This is a genomic window from Williamsia sp. z71 (genome assembly GCF_059553375.1).
In genome coordinates this window covers 22,600-41,046 of sequence record NZ_JCANWX010000012.1, presented here as the reverse complement: position 1 = coordinate 41,046, position 18,447 = coordinate 22,600, and the positions used below count along the sequence as shown (strand labels likewise).

Genomic DNA, 18,447 nt, shown 5'->3' with positions numbered 1-18,447 from the left:
GCAGTAGACCACGAGGACGTGTCGCGCCGGATGAAACCTGTGCGATACCGAAATACTGAAATGAGTTGCAACGCAATGAAGCGAATTTTCCACAACGGAAACGTATTCACCTCGGACGACGCTGGGTCAACGGCGACCTGTGTCGTGACCGAGGGCGACACGATAATTGCAGTCGGGGCTGAGGATAAGGTTCGCGATCATCTCCGAAGCGCGGACGACGTGGTGGATCTACGTGGCCGCATGCTGTTGCCGGGTTTCATCGACGCGCATGTGCATGCAGTGTGGGGTGGACTTGAACTCGCCCGCTGTGACCTATCGGCAGAAGTCGATATCGCGGGGTACAGCGAGGCTATCCGAACTTATGCACAAGATAATCCCAAGGTCGAGTGGGTCCTCGGCGGGGGCTGGAATATGGCTGTCTTTCCCGGCGGAATGCCGACTCGTGAGCTCCTTGACGAGCTGTTGGGGAACAAGCCGGCATTCCTGCATAATCGCGAGCACCATTCGGGCTGGGTCAACACCGCAGCCCTGGTGAGGGCTGGTATTTCCCGGGCCACACCGGATCCGGCCGATGGTTTGATCGAACGGACGCCGGATGGTGAACCGTCGGGGACACTCCACGAGGGTGCGATGGACCTGGTCATGAAAGTGATACCGCCCGCGAGTCAGGGCGAGCTGGATCGGGCACTCCAAGTTGGCGTAAGTCACCTCCACGCCAACGGAATCACTGGATGGCAGGACGCCTGGGTGGATCCTGAGCTCGCCATATTGGGTCCGCCCGTCCATGGGGCATATCTGCGCGCGGCAGACGCAGGACGGCTTTCCGCCCGCGTTCGGGGCGCTTTGTGGTGGCGGCGCGATACGCGAATCGAGCTGATCGAGGACGAGGTGCGTCGACTCGTTGAGCTGCGTACGGCAACGAACGGAAGAGGCCATGACACCTATGCGATCCACTCGGTCAAGCTGATGCTGGACGGGATCATCGATGCATGCACCGCATCGATGCTCGAGCCGTATCTCGACAAGTGTGGGTGTTCATCGTTGGATGTGGGTAAGAGCTTCTTGCCGAAGGAGAAGCTGAACGCAGCAGTGGCTGCGCTGGACGCGGCGGGGTTTCAGGTGCACTACCACGCGCTGGGCGACAGGGCTGTGCGAGATGCCTTGGACGCTATCGAGAACGCACGTCGCGTGAACGGATACCTCGACACGCGGCCCCATCTCGCGCACGTGCAGCTGGTGGATGAGGACGACATCGCTCGATTCCGTCGGCTCGGCGCGGCTGCCAATATCCAAGGCCTGTGGGGCGCACCGGACCCGCAGATGATCGAAATGTCGTTGCCGCGCCTGGGCTCCACGCGATTCGAGCAGCAGTTTGCTTTTGGATCGCTCCATAGGGCTGGCGCGCTTTTGGCAATGGGAAGCGACTGGCCAGTGACCACGGTCGATCCGTTGAAAGCCATCCATGTAGCAGTCAACCGCTTCGAACCGGGCCAGGCCCCAGGTTCGAGAACCCTAGGCAGCCGGCAGGAACTGGCTCTGGCCACCGCACTGCGCGCCTATACGGCAGGCTCGGCGTTCGTGAACCGTTTGGAGGGCCGTGCTGGCGTCATCCGCGCCGGTGCCGCCGCAGACATCGTGATCCTGTCGCAAGATCCGTTTGAGGTCCAGGCCCACGAGATCGGTGATGTCGCGGTCGACGCGACATACTTTGCAGGAGAGATGCAGTTCGAGCGGTGAATAGGGGATTCCCTCGATCCTGCGATTCAGACCGAAAACCGTTTGAACACAAAGCTTCTCCGCACGGAATGGGCGAACCATGCGCTGTTGATGGCCGTTGCGGTCACAGGTATGAACTTCGCGAGCGATAACAGATCCGACTGCGTTGATCACGCTGTGTGCGTGCAGGTTTGGAAGCAGCGCAACGAGAACGAAGATTCGGTCCGGTTGGCGGTTCATGACTTGACCTAACGGGTTCGTTCGGGCTAATCTATCGATCGAACGACTGAGAGGAAGTCCGTGAAAAGAATCTATCTAGACGAGGTCGAAGTGGGCGCGCGCGTCACGACGGCTGCTCGGACGGTCACCGAAGCGGATATCGTCAACTTTGCGGGAGTATCCGGCGATTTCAACTTGCTGCACACCGACGACGAGTGGGTGCGCGCCAATACCCCCTACCCGGGCCGAATTGCCCATGGATTGCTCGGTACCGCGATCACCACGGGGCTCAGAAGCGAGTACGACGATTGGAACGTGATCGCGTTCTTGGAATGTTTGCGTCGGTTCACGGGGCCGATCCTCCCGGGTGACACCGTCCACGCCGAGTACGAAGTCATGGAACGACGGGACAGCAAAACTCGCCCTGGGACCGGGGTGATCAAAATCGACGTCCAGTTGATCAATCAGAAGGGTGAAGTGGTCCAAGCCGGCTACGACACCGTACTTCTCGCGACGGAAGAGGCAAGTAAATGACTGATGTCGCAATCGTTACAGGCGCAGCCGGCGGGATCGGTGCTGCCACGGCCAAGCGACTTGCTGCCGATGGATTCCTAGTCGTGGCCAGCGATCTTCGTGCCACGGACGCTCAGCGCGTCGTCGACGAGATCGAAGCCAATGGCGGTCGTGCAGTCCCTTTCGAACTCAACGTGACCGACAGGGCGGCCTGGAACGCGTGCGCCGAGTTCGCCTCTGCGCTGGGATCTTTGCGCGCAGTGGTGAATAATGCGGGTATTCTCAGGGACCGGTCGCTGAACAAGCTCACTGATGAGGATTGGGACGCAGTCGTTGCCGTGCACCTGAAGGGCGCCTTCCTTGGGTCGCAGGTCTGCTTTCCGTACTTGCGGAGTTCCGGGGGCGGCTCCATCGTGAGCATTTCGTCGACTGCTGCTCGTGGCAGCTTCGGACAGGCCAACTACTCTGCGGCCAAGGGCGGGATCATCAGTCTCATGCGCACGATCGCAATCGAAGGTGCGCGGCATAATATCCGCGCAAATGCGGTGGCACCGGGGTCGGTCGAGACAGCCATGATCGCGAGTGTACCGGAGGACGTGCGCGCGAAGTTCCTCGAAGACATCCCGATGCAGAGATTCGCAAATCCCTCTGAGATAGCCTCGGTGATCGGCTTTTTGAGTTCTGCCGACGCGAGTTACGTTACAGGGCAACTCATCACGGTTGACGGCGGCGCCACCCTCGGTGGCTGAACGATTCTTCGACCCACTCATATCCACTGAAAGGCTTTACAAATGACGAACAGCCCAACTCTTGCAGGCAAACGAGTCATCGTAACCGGCGCGGCATCGGGAATGGGTCGCGCACTCGCGACAATTGCCGCGGAACAGGGCGCGCACGTAGCGCTGTTTGACATCAATGCTGAAGGACTCGAGAAGGCCAAGGATGAACTGAAGGGTAGCAGTGGCGAAATTGTCACTGTTGCAGCCGATCTCACAAACTGGACGCAGGTGGAGGAGGGTGTCAAGTCGGCCATCGCGCAACTGGGCGGGCTGGATGCACTGTGTAACGTCGCGGGTTGGGACGAGCCAGGTCGCTTCTGGGAGCAGGACCTGGAGTTCTGGGAGAAAATCGTCAACATCAACCTGTGGTCGAATCTGTACATGACCCGCGCTGTGGTGCCGCATCTGATCGAGCAGCAGTCGGGGACCATTGTGAACGTCGCGTCCGACGCAGGTCGTGTGGGCAGCAAGGGTGAGACTGTCTACGCCGCAGCAAAGGGCGGCGTAATCGCCCTGACGAAATCGCTTGCGCGAGAGCTCGCTCCGTATCAGGTGACTGTGAACTGCGTGTGCCCCGGCCCGACGATGACTCCGCTGCTGCAGGCGGAGATGGTGTCGACCCCGAAGCTGATCGAAAAGCTGGTTCGCGCGATCCCGCTCCGTCGGGTCGCCGAGCCGTCGGATCCGGCAAACGTTGTTGCTTTCTTTGCCAGCGACGCCGCGGACTACATGACCGGTCAGGTCGTCAGTGTCAGTGGTGGCCTGACCATGGCGGGCTGACGTCGAGGCCCATCCCGTTACCTCGAAGGACAGCCGATGCCTGAAGCAGTTATCACAGCAATTGCCCGCTCGCCCATCGGAAGGGCGCGCAAGGGTTCACTGATTAGCCGGCGCGCCGATGATCTGGCCACCGAAATGGTGACCGCGGCGCTCGGCCAGATCCCGGAACTGGATTCGTCCGAGATCAGCGACCTGATGTTGGGCACCGCGATGCCCGCCGGCGAGCAAGGGTTCAATCTGGCACGCATGGTGTCGGTGTTGGCGGGGCTCGACGGCGTGCCCGGAACAACGGTGAACAGATATTGCGCGTCGTCTTTGCAGACGACTCGGATGGCGTTCCATGCGATCCGAGCGGGCGAAGGTACTGCCTACATCTCTGCCGGAGTTGAGATGATCAGCCGCTATGGCGACTATTCGGCGGACGCCATCCCGGGCACCATGAACCCGCGCTTCGATGCCGCGCAGGAGCGGACGGCAGAACGGCGCATCCAGAATGCTGACCATTGGACGGATCCTCGGCTCAATGGGCAGCTTCCGGATGCGTATATTCCAGACGGTCAAACTGCTGAGAACGTAGCGGCGATGTGTGGCGTCAGCAGGCGAGACCAAGACGAGTTGGCACTGCGCTCACAGCTCAATGCTGAAAGAGCTATAAAGGCAGGATTTTTCGAACGGGAAATCACCGCCGTCGACGACGGCAATGGCAACCTGGTCACGGCCGATGACGGACCGCGTTTCGGAACCACTATGGACGGGCTCGAAGCCCTGTCCCCGGTGTTCCGTTCCGGGGGGACAGTGACGGCCGGTAACTGCTGTCCGCTCAATGATGGTGCTGCCGCGCTTGTGGTGATGAGTGAAGACCGCGCGAGGCAACTGCAGATCGCACCGCTGGCTCGAATTGTGTCGACGGGCGTCAGTGCTCTATCGCCGGAAATCATGGGCCTCGGGCCGGTGGAATCGACGCGAAAGGCACTGTCGTCCGCAGGAATGACCGTCGATGACATCGATCTATTCGAGATCAACGAAGCGTTCGCGGCCCAGGTGGTGGCGAGTCAGCGTGAGTTGGGTATCGACAGTGACCAACTGAATGCCCACGGCGGGGCGATCGCTCTCGGACATCCCTTTGGAATGACCGGTGCGCGAATGACTTCGACGCTTCTCAATGGGTTGCGGACCAAGGACAAAGAGCTCGGCGTCGTCACGATGTGCATAGGCGGTGGCATGGGGATGGCTGCGGTCTTCCAACGACTCAACTGATCAAACAAGATGCGATGCACGCAGCGCCGGTCACTCGCAAGAAGGGCTATAGCATGACAATTGAGCATATTACCCAAGCCGAAGAGGCTGAAATGCTTGTCACCATCGGCCGTTTGGTCGATGACAAGCTCGAACCACGTGCGGCAGATATCGATGCCAAGGCAGAGTTCCCTCTCGACTTCTACCGGGAGCTGGGGGACGTCGGGTTCTTCGCGACCTTCATCCCGGAGGAATACGGCGGGATCCAGGTGAGTCAACGCACCACGTTGATGGCCGTTGAGCGGATGGCCCGGAGCTCGTCGGCGGTCGCACTCTCGTTCGGAAATGCCGGCGACGCGGTCCGACCAATCATCCTCGGTGGTACCGAAGAGGTCAAGAGATTGGTCCTGCCATCTGTGGCGACCGGCGAGGCAATCCCGTGCTTTGCTCTGACCGAGGCCGAATCAGGGTCGGATGCAGGCGGAATGAAGACGCGTGCGCGTCGTGAAGGTGACGAGTACGTCATCACCGGGCAGAAGATCTACATCACCAATGGGTCGTATGGAGACTTCTACACCGTATTCGCACGCACTTCGGACGATCCCGCCGCAGCTGTGAGCGCTTTCGTGGTTCCCCGTGACACAAAAGGGTTTTCGGTCGGGCGAAATGAAGACTTGCTCGGACTTCGTGGAATGCCGGCCACCACACTGAACTTTGACGAAGTGCGGATCCCCGTCAGCTATCGACTCGGCGAAGAAGGTCGCGGTTTCCGGCTCGCCATGTCGGCACTCGACGAGGCCAGGCTCAATATCTCGGCGGTTGCGCTCGGAGTCGCTAGGCGTGCACTGGACGAAGCGATCGTCTTCGCCCGTGGCCGCCAGAGTTTCGGTAAGCCAATCATCGAACACCAGGGGATCGGGTTCCTGCTCGCAGACCTGGCTGCCGATCTCGCGGCGGCGTGGACGCTGTTCGAAAAGGCGTTGGAGGCCACCGAGAATGGTGGATCGCGAGCGGTGAGCACGGTGGTATCCATGGCGAAGCTCGCAGCCACGAACGCGGCGTCTCGGATTGCCACCGAGAGCGTGCAGGTCCATGGCGGAGCAGGACTTACCAAGGACTATCCCGTCGAACGGCTTTACCGGGACGTGAAAGCGTTCCAAATCCTGGATGGCACCACTCAGATCCAGCAACTGATCATTTCCCGACACCTCAGCAAGAACTCATTTCCCTACCCCGAATTGAACTGGTAAAGGAGCAATTTCAATGACGAACGAAATCACCGCCATCGACTTCATGTGTGGTCACTACACAGAAGACAACATCCGACGCAACTTCTTCGAGAGCTCGGAATCGGACATCTTCGAGTCTGTAGGCCGGCTAAAAGGCCTGCACGGCTACACGACCAAAGATTTCATGAAGAAGCTCAACGGTCTGGGCATCCAGAAGATCATCATCCCGACGCTCCTGACTTGGGATTACTGGAATCAGCGTCCCATTGAGGAGACCTTCGTGGAAGAGGTCGCAGAGGCGCATGCCGAGGACCCGGAGAACATCTTCGGGTGGTACGGCGTCAATCCACGCAAGCGGATGGAAGGGGTCCGCGAGATGGAAGACGCCATCAAGAACAAGGGCTTCAAGGGTCTGCACATTCACCCGCACGGCTTCGGTCTTCCGCCGAACCACCAGTGGTACTTCCCGTACTACGCCAAGTGTGAAGAGCTGGGTGCAACCGTTACCGTATCGATGGGCCACACGCTCGACTTCATGCCCGGCGAGGTCGGCCGTCCGATGCACCTGGACGAGGTGGCACTGTACTTCCCGAAACTGACGATCGTGTGTGGCCACACCGGTTGGCCCTGGGTCGAAGAGGCCGTCGCGCTCGCTTCCAAGCACTCGAATGTGTATCTCGGTACCTCGGGTTACGCGCCCAAGTACTGGCGTCCCGAGATGCTGCAGTTCATGGATTCTCGCCGTGGACGCTCAAAGACCATCTGGGGCACGGACTACCCGCTCGTGCGCCATGAGGAGAGCATGAAGCAGATCAAGGAACTCGGGCTCAAGCCGGAAACCCTCCAGGCTGTTCTCCGAGATAACGCAGTGAAGGCCTTCAACCTGTGAGTGGCAACATCGAGGTGAAGCGTTCGCGCGGCGTGTGGACGCTCACCGTCGCCCGTCCGGAGCGTCGTAACGCGCTGGACAACGATGCCATCTTCGAGTTGCAGCGACTGCTTGTGGAGGCCGAAGGAGACGAGAGTGTTCGTCTGCTGGTTCTGACCGGCGCTGGGGATCGCGCCTTCAGTTCCGGATCGGACATCAAGGCGGCCCGAGATATGACTGTGCCGGAGCGAGTTCAGCACACCGCGCACGGGCAGCGTCTGATGGACGCGATCGAACGGCATCGGTGTGTGACGATCGCGGCGGTAGAGGGCTTTGCCCTCGGCGGCGGATTCGAGCTCGCCTTGGCGTGTGACCTGGTAGTTGCTGGCGCGGGCGCGACGTTCGGGTTGCCAGAGGTCATGAAAGGCATGCTGCCGGCGTGGGGCGGCACCTACCGCTTGACACGGGCGGTGGGTCTGTCCTACGCCCGCCAGATTCTGCTGGGTGGCCGCACGCTCTCTGCTACCGAGGCGCACGCGCTCGGATTGGTGCTCGATGTCGTGGCCGACGGCACTGCGGTCGAGGCGGCCGAGGCCATAGCCGCCGAGACGGCGGCCGGCGCTGGATCGGGACTCGCCACAGCCAAGCAACTGTTGCTCGAGAACGCCTCAACAGCTTCAGGGGCTGCGCGACTGCTGGAGTTCTTGGCCGAATCGGTGCAGTCGTATGGTGAAGGATATGCGTCGACGCCGACCGCAGGAAAGTAGTAATGAGCGCCTCCGAACCCGTACATGACCACATTGTCACAGATGCATCCACACCCGGCGTTGTTGTGCTCACGCTGAACCGTCCGAATAGCCTAAATGCCTTGACTCCAAGTATTCTGCAGGCACTGACGGCAATGATTCAGCACTATGGCAGTGTCGACAGCATCCGTGGGATCGTTGTTACGGGTTCGGGGCGAGCATTCAGTGCTGGCGGGGACGTCAAACACATCCTCGCAATGTCGACTCCCGAGTACGAGCCCTACCTCGCGCTCTATGCCGGGCTTGACACCGTGATCGTTTCGTCGCCGGTTCCGGTGATCGCGGCGCTCAATGGCTTGACATATGGTGGCGGCCTTGAAATCGCGTGCATGGCGGACATTCGTGTTTCCGTCCCCACTGCAACATTCTGTGCGGGCGATATCAAACTCGGCCTTTTACCAACCGGCGGCTTGACGTGGAAACTTCCGCGGATGATCGGGCTCGGGCGAGCTCGTCACATGTTGTTGACTAACGAAGTACTCAATGCAAGCCGTGCACTGAGTGTCGGTTTGTGCGATGTGATCGCCGAAGATGTTGTGGGTGAATCCAAGTCGTTGATCGACAGCATTTCGGAGTACCCCAACGAAGCGGTGCGGCGGACCAAGAGAGCTCTTGATATAGCGCAAGAGGACGACCAAGACGTCTCCTGCAGATACGAAGTGCAGGCCAATGTCGAGGTACTCCAGCAGCCGGCGACTCAGCGCGCAATGGCAGACATGTTCGGGCACCCCCGCGGCAATTGAACGCCGCACTTTTTGGGAAAGGAAGTATTACCAATGCAGTTCGAGTTGAGTGCCGAACAGGAAGAATTGGCTCGGTCCGTTCGCGCTTTCGTCGAGCGCTACGCAGGCCCCAATGAGGTGTTGGCCCAGATCGAGACCGATCTCGGATTCGATCCGTCGGTCTGGACTGCGGCGGCGACGCGGGTTGGCCTGCAGTCTCTGGCCGTACCCGAAGAGTTCGGTGGCATGGATGCCGGTCCGGTGGAAATTGCTGTGGCACTGGAGGAACTGGGTGCAGGTTGTGTGCCGGGTCCTCTCGGTGTAGCTGTCGGAATCCTGCTCCCGTCCCTGCTCGCCGCACCAGAGTCCGAAGTGCGGAACGAGTTGCTGTCTCGTATCAGTGAGGGTGACGAAATTCCGTCGCTCGACCCACGGCTGTTCGATGACCGCTTTCCCGCTTCCTCGATCGTGACCAAGCAGACTGTCGACCGCGGTACCGTGATCGTTTCCGGGACGGTGAATCGTGTGCTCCATCCGCTCGGAGCCACGAAGCACCTGCTGATCGCACAGGTCGACGGTGTGGATGCGCTCGTTGTAGCCGGTGGTGACGGTGTCGGGGTCGAAGGCCACGACATGCTCGATCCGACGCGGGGCGAAGGCGCTGTAACGCTCACAGATGTTCCGGTCACGGTACTCGCCAGTGGGCGCGCCATGGACCCAGTGCGTTCTACCGCTCGTCGTGGTGCATTGCTTCTGGCTGCGGCCGAGTCAGTCGGTGGCGCGCAACGCGCACTCGACATCGCAGTGAAATACGCCGGAGAGCGTCATGCATTCGGGAAGGTCATCGGGTCCTTCCAAGCTCTCAAGCATCGAATGGCGACAATGCACACCGAAGTCGAGGTCGCTCGGACCATGCTTTGGTACGCAGCGTGGAAGTTGTCGGTAACACCTGCCGAGGACGAGTCGATCGATGACGAGCTGACGAAGGCCAAGCTCGCTGCGACAGAGGCTTACATGTTCTGTGCGCGAGCGAGTCTCGGGATTCATGGCGGTATCGGATACACCTGGGAGCATCCCATCCACCTTTACTTCAAGCGGGCGACGAGCCTTCGTCAGTTTGCGGTGTCAAACGAGGTCGCGCGTGAGCAGATCGCCGAACGAGTACTCGCGTCCGGGCGCGTGTGAGCCCATCGCACCCTCATTTCTCGTAGGAGAGAATTATGGATATCACCTTCACTGGCGAAGCCGCCGAGTTCCGCACCAAAGTCCAGGCATTGCTCCGGGACAATCTGCCCGATGACTGGAAAGGTATCGGGTCGCTTCAGGGAGACGAGTACAAGAAGTTCGACGCGAGCTGGCGCGCTCTGCTGCTCGAGAACAAACTCCTGGCGCCCGCGTGGCCGGAAGAATTCGGTGGAGCGGGTCTGAGTCCCGCCGAGCGTGTGGTCCTCGCCGAGGAATTTGCGCTCGCCGGCGTTCCCACCGGTACCGCCAATGACGAGTTTTCCATCGACATGCTCGGGAACACGCTGCTCGAACACGGTACCCAGGAGCAGAAGGACAGCTTCTTGCCGAAGATCCTGTCTGGCGAAATTGTTTTCTGCCAAGGTTTTTCGGAACCGGATGCTGGTTCGGATCTATCGAATGTGCGCACGACGGCGAAGCTTGTCGACGGGCAGTGGATCGTGAACGGTCAGAAGATCTGGACTTCAGACGGAATGAAGGCCAATTGGATCTTTGCGCTGGTCCGCACGGAAGCCGGTTCTTCACGTCATCGCGGGTTGACCCTGATGCTCCTGCCGACCACGCAGCCAGGAGTCGAGCTCCGCCCGATCACGATGATCACCGGTGACAATGAGTTCTGCGAGACATTCTTCACGGACGCGGTGACCGAAGAGGCACACGTCGTCGGCGAGGTTGGGAACGGCTGGGCCATGGCGATGAGCTTGCTGGGCCACGAGCGGTCCGAGACCGCAGTGACGTTGCCCTTGCGATTCGACGCGGAACTCGGACGGCTGGTGGCCCTCGTCAAGCACCGCGGCCTCGACAGCGACCCGCTCGTACGTGCGCGTCTCGCCGATTTGAGGGTGCGTCTGGACGCCATGCGCCGGCTGGGCTGGCGACAGGTCACCGGATGGCTGAAAGGCAACCCTCCCGGATTCGAGAGTTCAGTGGCCAAGCTCGTCTGGTCGGAGTACCACGTGCTGAGTTCTACGTTCGCTATGGACGTCCTTGGTATTGATGGGCTCGAATGCATTGGGCGGCGTGGACCGGCGTACTACTCGGACGAGCCAGGGGCCGACGCGCTCGAGACAGCAACGTGGCAGACGACCTACTTCACGGCGCTGGGCAGTGTGACATATGCGGGCACAAACGACATCCAGCGGAATATCATCTCCGAGCGCGTGTTGGGTCTTCCGAGATGAGCGAGGTTGCTGAACGTGCAGTTGCCTCTATTGACGGTCGCAGGGATCTGACTTCGGTGTTCAATCCGCGGTCGATCGCGATCGTGGGCGCGTCGGACGATCCCAACAAGTGGGGCTATCAGTTGGCCAAAGGTGCCCTGAAGGGCGCTCACCGGCGGAACGTCGAACTGGTGAGCGCAACCCGGGATTCGGTACTCGGCCAAGCGACGAAGCGGTCGTTGCGAGATCTGTCGGTAGCACCGGACCTCGTCGCGATGGCCGTGCCCCTGTCGGCGTTCGATTCCGTGCTCGATGATGCGATCGAGGTTGGCGCTAAAGCGATACTTGCGGTGAACGCTGGCTTTGCAGAGGCCGGAGCAGATGGCCAATTGCGTCAGCAGGCGATGGTGACCAAGCTCCGCGACGCGGGTGTATCCATGGTTGGTCCGAATTGCCTCGGCCTCATGGACCTCCATAGCGAACTGGATCTCGCGTACGACCAGGCCGGACCTGCAGGAATCAGCAAAGGCCCGGTCACCGTCATCTCGCAGAGCGGCAACGTGGGCTTGGACTTTATTTTCGGCCTGCGCGCCAAGGGTATCGGTATTGCACGTTTCATTTCTGTCGGAAACCAGGCTGACCTGGACATCGGTCATTTCGTTCTGGCGGCCTGTGCGGACGACAACACACGTGTAATCGTCATCTACGCAGAGGAATTCCGTCGCGCACGTTCAATGCTGGCGGCATTGCAGGCTGCCGTGAGCACCGGCAAACCGGTGATCCTGGTATCTCCGGGCGGCGAAGCTGCCGCGCGCGCCGCCGCATCCCATACCGGGGCGATGGCGTCCAACCAAGCGGTGACTGAAGCGGCATGCCGTGATCTGGGCGTGATTCGTGCGGCATCGGTTGCGGAAGCACTGAGTTGTGTCGAGATCTGCGCGCGACAACCGGTGCCGAGTGGCCGTCGAGTTGCTGTTGTCAGTGACGGTGGCGGCCACGCAGTTCTCGCCTGTGATGCGCTGGGCGACGCTGGTTTTGAGATTTCTGAATTCACTCCCGAGCTCAGACATGCTCTCAGCGACAAGCTCGATCCGTCCTCGTTTGTCAGCAACCCGGTTGATCTTGCAGCGGCGAATACCCGATTGGAGGCCTTTGAGCACGCAGCCGTGACGATCATCGAGAGCGGTGAAGTCGACACGGTGGTGATCACCGGGGGGCTGGGCTCTTTTTCGGTGATCAGTCCGGCTCTTGCCCCGCGTGAGGTCGACTCCACGAAGGCGATAGTCGATGCGGCGAACAGGGCCGGGGTGCCATTGTTGATCCATACGATGTTCGCCGACGGCGGTTCTGAGGCCGTGGACCGGCTCCGTGAAATCGACGCCGTCGTCTGCGGTGACATAGCTGCGGCAGCGCGTGCGATGGACAAGATCCACACCGCCGCAAGTACTGTCGGCACGCATCTGTTGCCGGTGCCCGAGTCGTCTGCTGACAGCGTCGCAGTTGCCGGATATTTCGGCGGCCGCAAGGCACTCGTTCAGCGGGGTATTCAGTTTCCCGATGCCCGCGAGGTGACTTCAGGGATGTCGGCGCTCAAAGCTGGTGAAGAGATCGGATTCCCGGTCGTCCTTAAGGCGGTCGACCTTCTCCACAAGTCCGACATGGGCGGTGTTGCGCTCGGGATTCAAACGCCCGACGATTTGTTGACGGCGTTCGGTGCGATGAGGCAGCGAACCGGATCCCAGACGTTCTCCGTGGAGAGCATGGCAGCGGTGGGCGAATCGACCGAGATGATCGTCGGCGCTCGACGCGACCCGATCTTTGGACCGATCATTCTGGTCGGAGTAGGCGGTATCTTCGCCGAAATCCTTCACGACTCTGCCCTGACGCTGGCACCCACCTCACAAGAACACGTTGAGGAATGTATTCGGTCGCTGAAAGCGGCGCCGTTACTGGAAGGGGCACGGGGTCGACGCCCCTTGGACATCGCCGCTGCCGCACGGGCCGCCATCGCGGCCGCGGACCTGCTGATGTCGTCCGACACCATCACCGACGTCGAGATCAATCCTCTTCGTGTCAGCGCTGATGGTGCTCTGGCCCTGGACGTCCGCGTCATCGCTGCCAGCGACGCGTAACACAAGAAATCAATCAGTAGCAGACAAGGAAAAACCATGACAAGCCAAATTCCGGACAAGTACCAGGCCTTCGTTGTCGAGAAGGACGAAAACGGTGGCGTGACCCGAGAAGTTCGCACAGTTACGACGCCGGAACTTGCCGAAGGTGAAGTCCGGATTGCGATCGAATGGTCGAGCGTCAACTACAAGGACGGTCTCGCATCGACCGCAGACGGAAAGGTCGCCCGGATTTCTCCGCTCGTGCCAGGGATCGATCTCGCCGGCGTGATCGTCGACGCCGGTTCGAGTTCTTACTCTGTTGGTGACGCGGTGCTCGTACACGGGTACGACACCGGTGTCGCCAGAGATGGCGGATTTGCCGAGTTCGCGTCCGTTCCTGCCAACACCGTTGTCAGGCGGCCCGCTTCGCTCTCAGCGCGCGACGTCATGTCTGTGGGTACAGCCGGATTCACTGCAGCATTGTCGGTTCGAAAGATCCTCGCTGCCGGCATCACCCCGGACCGTGGACAGATTCTTGTCACCGGTGCAACCGGTGGCGTCGGTAGTTTTGCGGTCACGTTCCTGCACAATCTTGGTTTCAAGGTGGTTGCCAGCACCGGTCGTGAGCAGCGGCGGGACTGGCTGCTGGGTCTGGGAGCCTCAGACGTGATCGGCCGACTCCCCGAGGATGCGAAACCGCTTGGCAAGGAGAACTGGGCGGCGGTGGTGGACAGCGTCGGCGGAACCACCCTGCACGCGGCACTCGCGAGCACGCAGTATGGCGGGGTGGTGGCGGCCTCGGGCAACACCGGCGGCGCAAAGCTTCCGACCACAGTGTTCCCTTTCATCCTCCGCGCAGTGAGCCTGGTCGGCATCGACTCTGTCCAGTGCGATTTGTCGACCCGGCAGGCGACGTGGGACTGGATCGCCGAAAGCATCACGAAGGCGCAGCTTGACGGCATTGCGGGAGAAGAAGTCTCGCTTGCTGATCTTCCTCGTGCGCTCGATGGAATTCTCGGAGGAGGCCTGGAAGGCAGGACCCTCGTTCGGGCCACAGCCGACTGATCATCGTGTGGGGAGGGCGGCTGCCGATTTGGCAGTCGCCCTCATTTTTGACCGCAAGACTGGATCGAGGGCATCTTGCGGGTGTTACGCGCTGCTGCCCCCGGCGTTATTCGCAAAACTGGGAGGGGACAGCCGTGTCGGCGAAAAGCCAGAGCAAGGGGACGGGCGAGCGTTCGACGGGGCAGAGAGCGCGGCAGGCAAGTGTCGATCTGTGGTTCGCGAAGGGATACCACGGCGCATCTCTGCGTGACATTGCAAAAGTGGTGGGTGTCCAGATGTCCACGCTGTACCACTACTATCCGAGCAAACAGGAAATCCTCGCTGAAGTCATGTCGGAGACCATGGACGATTTGGTCGAACATGTGTCGACGGCGATATGCGGTGCATCGACGCCGCGGGGCCGGCTCATCGCAGGGATTGGTGCGCATGTCATGTTCCACGGACTGCGGCGTAAAGAAATCTTCATCACCGACACCGAGATTCGGTCCCTCGAACCGATGCAGAGAGCATTTGTAGTCGCCAAGAGAGACCGCTACACCAAGCTTTTCCAAACTGTGATGGATGAGGGCAGCGCACGGGGCGACTTCGCTTTCGTGGACCGTTCAGTTGCACTGTCGGCGCTGTTCGGGATGATTAACTCCGTACCGGTGTGGTATCGCCCAGACGGGCGGCTGGCTTTGCCCGACATTGCCGACCAGATCGCCGAGATCCTGATCAACGGTGTCGGTGTAAGAGCTCGGGAGATCGACGTCAGCACGTGATCACTCCGTCCTGTAGCAGGCTCTCCGGTTGGCCTCAAGTTCTGGCTGCGTTAGAGGCCAGTGCGTAACCCAGAGACTGCGATGCGCGCTTCAATTCTGCAATCAAATACTCCATTCGTTCCTCGTCGATCGACGCGCCAGCGGCGACAGGGATCGCGAGATTGATCGCAGCCAAAACGCGGCCGTCTTCATTTGTGACAGGTACCGCGACTGCACACACGCCCGGGTCGTACTCTCGATCCATCACCGCCCATCCTTGCCTGGCCACTTCGGCCAGCTCGTCGGCGAGAGAATGTCGGCTGTTCATCCTCGCCGAAGTACTAGCGCTGAGTTCGAGCCTGTCCATCAAGCCTCGGGCGTCCGACTCGTCGAGCGATGCGAGCAGAATTCGGCCCATAGCAGTCACCGCGGCAGGCAATCGCGTACCGACAGCGATATCGATACGCGCCAGACCACCCGACTGCGCGCGAGCAAGATAGACAATCTCGACATCGTCGAGTACTGCGAGTGACGACGCCTCGCCGGTCCTCTGGGTCAGGTCCTCTAAAATCGGTAAGGCGCTGCCGACAAGTGAATCTGTAGACAGGTACGACCAGCCGAACTTCAACACTCGCGGCGTCAACGAGTAGACCCCTTGGTCAACGCTTACGTACCCGAGCTGGTGTAAAGTCAGCAGCGATCTGCGAGCTGATGCTCGGTCGACGCCGGCACGCGCCGCGACCTCTGCCAAGCGCATTCTCGGGTTTCCGCGATCGAACGAGGCCATCACGGCCAGTCCGCGAGCAAGCGCGCGCACATATTGCTGCGGATCCTGGGGTTCGACATGTGGCGTGGATTCTGACATCCCTCCATCCTTACAGACATCGATCGGCCCTTCCGGGCTGCAGACCCGCGTGCGGCGGGTTCGGCGACACCCACTGGTTGCTTCTGGTTGATGGTCCCTACGTCTTCGGAGTCCTTGCTACCGTGACCGGTTACGGTGCAACGGCCGACTCTGTTTCGCCTTTCGGTGGGCCATGAGGTCGGCGATGTGTCACCGCGCGGTCAAAGTTTCCTCGTTGCCGGGGCCGATGACGAAGGCACGTCCAGGGGACCCGTCTCACCGGTCCCGCACAGACCTGAACAACAGCCACGTAAACCAAGTGCAAGAAGCGGTGGCGAGCTCACGTTCCGGCGCCCTTGCCGTGCAGTTGCCAATTGAGCAACTTTGCACCGTTGTGGATCCGCATACTCGAATGGTTTCTAGGGCAACCGTTTTAATCACAAAACCCATCGCAGACGACCGCAGTCCATCCGCCGATGCGCCGGTGAATCCATTCCTGACAAGTGTATGGGTAGAGGTTGAAGTGGTGCGCGCGTTCGGTGACACGTGGTCCCCACGACTCGGTGTCGACGCCCATCAACGCGGCGTGGGATCTGGCGAGGTATGACAGCGTGCCGAGGTCCAGGTCGACGGCCCCAATCGTAGCTCTTGACAAACGCAGAGTGAGAGACCAAGCTCACAGATGTTCACCTAGTGATCAGTTGTTCACTACATGAACGCGCGTACCTGCTCGCACGCGTAGTTCTTGTCCCAGAATCCAAAGGACACCCAATGAATCATTCAATGCTGCTGTACAACGGGGTCATACACACGCTCGCGCGCTCGGCGTCCAAAGCGACGAGCGTGTTCAGCAGGGGGGAACGAATCGTCGCTGTAGGTTCGGATGGCGACATCGAACCGCTGGCAGACGCATCGACCCTGCGTATCAATCTTCAAGGGAGGCACGTATTCCCGGGTTTTGTCGATGCGCATACACACCTCGAAATGGCGTCGATAAGCCAACGGTTTTTTCTTGACACGACTAACCTGACAGTCGCCGCTGCACTCGAGCGGATCGAGAATGAAGTCCGGAATACGCCAGTCGGTCAGTGGATCGTGGCGACCTTTCCTTGGGGTGCCGAATTGCCGTCAAGGCAGACGCTCGACGAGATCGCACCGGATCACCCCTTGGTGGTCCGACGAACGATACACGTCCATACGGCAAATTCGAAAGCGTTTGAGCTGAGTGGGCTTTCTCCGTCGAATCTGCATCCCATCGCAGGAGGCCGGATAACCGTCGGCGACGACGGCATGTTTACAGGTCTCGTCGAAGAGGCGTATGACCTTCTGCGCACTCCGACCCCGAGTGCTACTGAACTTGCAGAAGCACTGGTCGGTACTGCGCAGAATCTCTTCGTCGCAAATGGAGTGACCTCGATTTCTGACATGCCGGCCAGTGCGCAGGGCATGCGAGTAATGCAACACTTGTCGTCCAGCGGTGCCCTTCGTTTACGTTTGCGTGAGCACCCGATTTTGCCGCCTGTGCACCAGCCTCTCGCCCCGTTGGACGCGTATCTCCAGATTGGGTTGACGTCGGGCTTCGGTAACTCGAAAATGCGATTCGGCGGTCTGAAGCTCTTTGTGGACGGACATGAAGATGGGGCTGCTTACAACCACGCCAAATGCGGTCGGGGAGCCGGACTCATGCCGCGGACGCAGTCGGAGTTGGAAGACGTGATCATCAAGGCCTTCGAGGGAAGGCTTCAGCTCTGGTTGCATGCCTGGGGTGATCGCGCGCAGGATCAGGCGATCAATGCGATAGAGAAAGCCGTAGCCGTGACGGGGGTCGAGGATCACCGAACGCGTATCGAACATATGCTCAACACCGAATACACTTCGATTGATCTTAAGCGGGTGCGTGACCTCGGTATAATTCCCTCATCACAACCGGTTTTTCTGAAGAACGATTCGCAAGACATCGGGCATCGAAAATACATCCTCAAAACAGCGCTTGACATGGGTATGGCCGTGCCGGCGAGTTCTGATTGCACGGGAGCTCGTCCCTCATTCGCCAATCCGTGGATGGGCATTGAAGCGATGGTCGATCGAAAGAATATTCAAGGGGAATCGGTAACCGATGAGGAATCGCTGGACCTGACAGAGGCGATCCGTTGTTACACAGTCCATTCGGCCTATGCGTCCTTCGAAGAGCACGACAAGGGAACGCTGGAAGTAGGTAAGTATGCCGACATGGCGATCGTTGATCGAGATCCATACAGACTACCCTCCGATAAATTGTCAACGGTTCAGAATATTGCGACTGTCATCGGCGGAGAGGTTAGTCACGGCTGGAATGAGTTGAAGGGTGGCATCGACTTCAATGGGGCGCTGCCGTTGAGCGTGGTTCTCTTGTAAGACCTTTGAACTCCTTGTGG

The 18,447-nt window shown here is 60.0% G+C and carries 16 protein-coding genes; 15 read left to right on the top strand and 1 reads right to left on the bottom strand.

Translation table 11 applies throughout. The features are described 5' to 3' along the window. The first annotated feature begins 75 nt into the window (after nt 1–75). The 14 genes from AC51GR_RS23810 (at nt 76) to AC51GR_RS23745 (ending at nt 15,210) form a co-directional block, all read left to right on the top strand. The gene (locus tag AC51GR_RS23810; RefSeq protein ID WP_496327134.1) at nt 76–1,737 is read left to right on the top strand and encodes an amidohydrolase; all 1,662 of its coding nucleotides are present in this window, start codon (nt 76–78) and stop codon (nt 1,735–1,737) included. 279 nt (nt 1,738–2,016) lie between these two features. Then, a complete protein-coding gene (locus AC51GR_RS23805) occupies nt 2,017–2,469 on the top strand; it encodes a MaoC/PaaZ C-terminal domain-containing protein (protein WP_496327133.1) in 453 nt (150 codons plus the stop codon). After that, nucleotides 2,466–3,197: an SDR family oxidoreductase gene (locus AC51GR_RS23800; protein WP_496327132.1), complete on the top strand. Its 732-nt coding sequence runs from the start codon at nt 2,466–2,468 to the stop codon at nt 3,195–3,197. Before AC51GR_RS23805 ends, AC51GR_RS23800 begins: the two co-directional genes overlap by 4 nt. A gap of 42 nt (nt 3,198–3,239) precedes the next feature. After that, the gene (locus AC51GR_RS23795) at nt 3,240–4,007 is read left to right on the top strand and encodes an SDR family NAD(P)-dependent oxidoreductase (protein WP_496327131.1); all 768 of its coding nucleotides are present in this window, start codon (nt 3,240–3,242) and stop codon (nt 4,005–4,007) included. Nucleotides 4,008–4,043: 36 nt separating this feature from the next. Beyond that, nucleotides 4,044–5,264 carry an acetyl-CoA C-acetyltransferase gene (locus tag AC51GR_RS23790; protein WP_496327130.1) on the top strand — a complete coding sequence of 407 codons (1,221 nt, stop codon included), beginning with the start codon at nt 4,044–4,046 and terminating at the stop codon, nt 5,262–5,264. Between the two features lie 53 nt (nt 5,265–5,317). Continuing rightward, on the top strand, nt 5,318–6,493 hold the full coding sequence (locus AC51GR_RS23785; RefSeq protein WP_496327129.1) for an acyl-CoA dehydrogenase family protein: 1,176 nt from the start codon (nt 5,318–5,320) through the stop codon (nt 6,491–6,493). 13 nt (nt 6,494–6,506) lie between these two features. After that, a complete protein-coding gene (locus AC51GR_RS23780; RefSeq protein ID WP_496327128.1) occupies nt 6,507–7,361 on the top strand; it encodes an amidohydrolase family protein in 855 nt (284 codons plus the stop codon). Next, nucleotides 7,358–8,107 carry an enoyl-CoA hydratase/isomerase family protein gene (locus tag AC51GR_RS23775; protein ID WP_496327127.1) on the top strand — a complete coding sequence of 250 codons (750 nt, stop codon included), beginning with the start codon at nt 7,358–7,360 and terminating at the stop codon, nt 8,105–8,107. The genes AC51GR_RS23780 and AC51GR_RS23775 overlap by 4 nt, the downstream gene beginning before the upstream one ends. 2 nt (nt 8,108–8,109) lie before the next feature. Next, nucleotides 8,110–8,889: an enoyl-CoA hydratase/isomerase family protein gene (locus AC51GR_RS23770; RefSeq protein WP_496327126.1), complete on the top strand. Its 780-nt coding sequence runs from the start codon at nt 8,110–8,112 to the stop codon at nt 8,887–8,889. A 33-nt stretch (nt 8,890–8,922) separates the two neighbouring features. Next, nucleotides 8,923–10,053, top strand: coding sequence for an acyl-CoA dehydrogenase family protein (locus tag AC51GR_RS23765; protein WP_496327125.1), 1,131 nt, complete (start codon nt 8,923–8,925; stop codon nt 10,051–10,053). Nucleotides 10,054–10,088: 35 nt separating this feature from the next. Next, nucleotides 10,089–11,294 (top strand): acyl-CoA dehydrogenase family protein, encoded by a 1,206-nt coding sequence (locus AC51GR_RS23760; protein WP_496327124.1) that lies wholly within the window; start codon nt 10,089–10,091, stop codon nt 11,292–11,294. After that, a complete protein-coding gene (locus tag AC51GR_RS23755) occupies nt 11,291–13,405 on the top strand; it encodes an acetate--CoA ligase family protein (RefSeq protein ID WP_496327123.1) in 2,115 nt (704 codons plus the stop codon). Before AC51GR_RS23760 ends, AC51GR_RS23755 begins: the two co-directional genes overlap by 4 nt. A 36-nt stretch (nt 13,406–13,441) precedes the next feature. Then, nucleotides 13,442–14,449: an acrylyl-CoA reductase family protein gene (locus tag AC51GR_RS23750; RefSeq protein WP_496327122.1), complete on the top strand. Its 1,008-nt coding sequence runs from the start codon at nt 13,442–13,444 to the stop codon at nt 14,447–14,449. 134 nt (nt 14,450–14,583) lie between these two features. Next, on the top strand, nt 14,584–15,210 hold the full coding sequence (locus AC51GR_RS23745; RefSeq protein WP_496327121.1) for a TetR/AcrR family transcriptional regulator: 627 nt from the start codon (nt 14,584–14,586) through the stop codon (nt 15,208–15,210). A gap of 34 nt (nt 15,211–15,244) precedes the next feature. On the opposite strand, the gene AC51GR_RS23740 is transcribed toward AC51GR_RS23745, so the two are convergent. Then, the gene (locus tag AC51GR_RS23740; RefSeq protein ID WP_496327120.1) at nt 15,245–16,054 is read right to left on the bottom strand and encodes an IclR family transcriptional regulator domain-containing protein; all 810 of its coding nucleotides are present in this window, start codon (nt 16,052–16,054) and stop codon (nt 15,245–15,247) included. A 750-nt stretch (nt 16,055–16,804) separates the two neighbouring features. On the opposite strand from AC51GR_RS23740, the gene AC51GR_RS23735 reads away from it, so the two are divergent. Then, nucleotides 16,805–18,427: an amidohydrolase gene (locus AC51GR_RS23735; protein ID WP_496327119.1), complete on the top strand. Its 1,623-nt coding sequence runs from the start codon at nt 16,805–16,807 to the stop codon at nt 18,425–18,427. Nucleotides 18,428–18,447 lie beyond the last annotated feature (20 nt).

Coding starts and splice junctions, on each gene's coding strand:
- AC51GR_RS23810 (WP_496327134.1), top strand. CDS start 76: ATGAAGCGAATTTTCCACAACGGAAACGTATTCACCTCGGACGACGCT.
- AC51GR_RS23800 (WP_496327132.1), top strand. CDS start 2,466: ATGACTGATGTCGCAATCGTTACAGGCGCAGCCGGCGGGATCGGTGCT.
- AC51GR_RS23795 (WP_496327131.1), top strand. CDS start 3,240: ATGACGAACAGCCCAACTCTTGCAGGCAAACGAGTCATCGTAACCGGC.
- AC51GR_RS23790 (WP_496327130.1), top strand. CDS start 4,044: ATGCCTGAAGCAGTTATCACAGCAATTGCCCGCTCGCCCATCGGAAGG.
- AC51GR_RS23785 (WP_496327129.1), top strand. CDS start 5,318: ATGACAATTGAGCATATTACCCAAGCCGAAGAGGCTGAAATGCTTGTC.
- AC51GR_RS23780 (WP_496327128.1), top strand. CDS start 6,507: ATGACGAACGAAATCACCGCCATCGACTTCATGTGTGGTCACTACACA.
- AC51GR_RS23770 (WP_496327126.1), top strand. CDS start 8,110: ATGAGCGCCTCCGAACCCGTACATGACCACATTGTCACAGATGCATCC.
- AC51GR_RS23765 (WP_496327125.1), top strand. CDS start 8,923: ATGCAGTTCGAGTTGAGTGCCGAACAGGAAGAATTGGCTCGGTCCGTT.
- AC51GR_RS23760 (WP_496327124.1), top strand. CDS start 10,089: ATGGATATCACCTTCACTGGCGAAGCCGCCGAGTTCCGCACCAAAGTC.
- AC51GR_RS23755 (WP_496327123.1), top strand. CDS start 11,291: ATGAGCGAGGTTGCTGAACGTGCAGTTGCCTCTATTGACGGTCGCAGG.
- AC51GR_RS23750 (WP_496327122.1), top strand. CDS start 13,442: ATGACAAGCCAAATTCCGGACAAGTACCAGGCCTTCGTTGTCGAGAAG.
- AC51GR_RS23740 (WP_496327120.1), bottom strand. CDS start 16,054: ATGTCAGAATCCACGCCACATGTCGAACCCCAGGATCCGCAGCAATAT.
- AC51GR_RS23735 (WP_496327119.1), top strand. CDS start 16,805: ATGAATCATTCAATGCTGCTGTACAACGGGGTCATACACACGCTCGCG.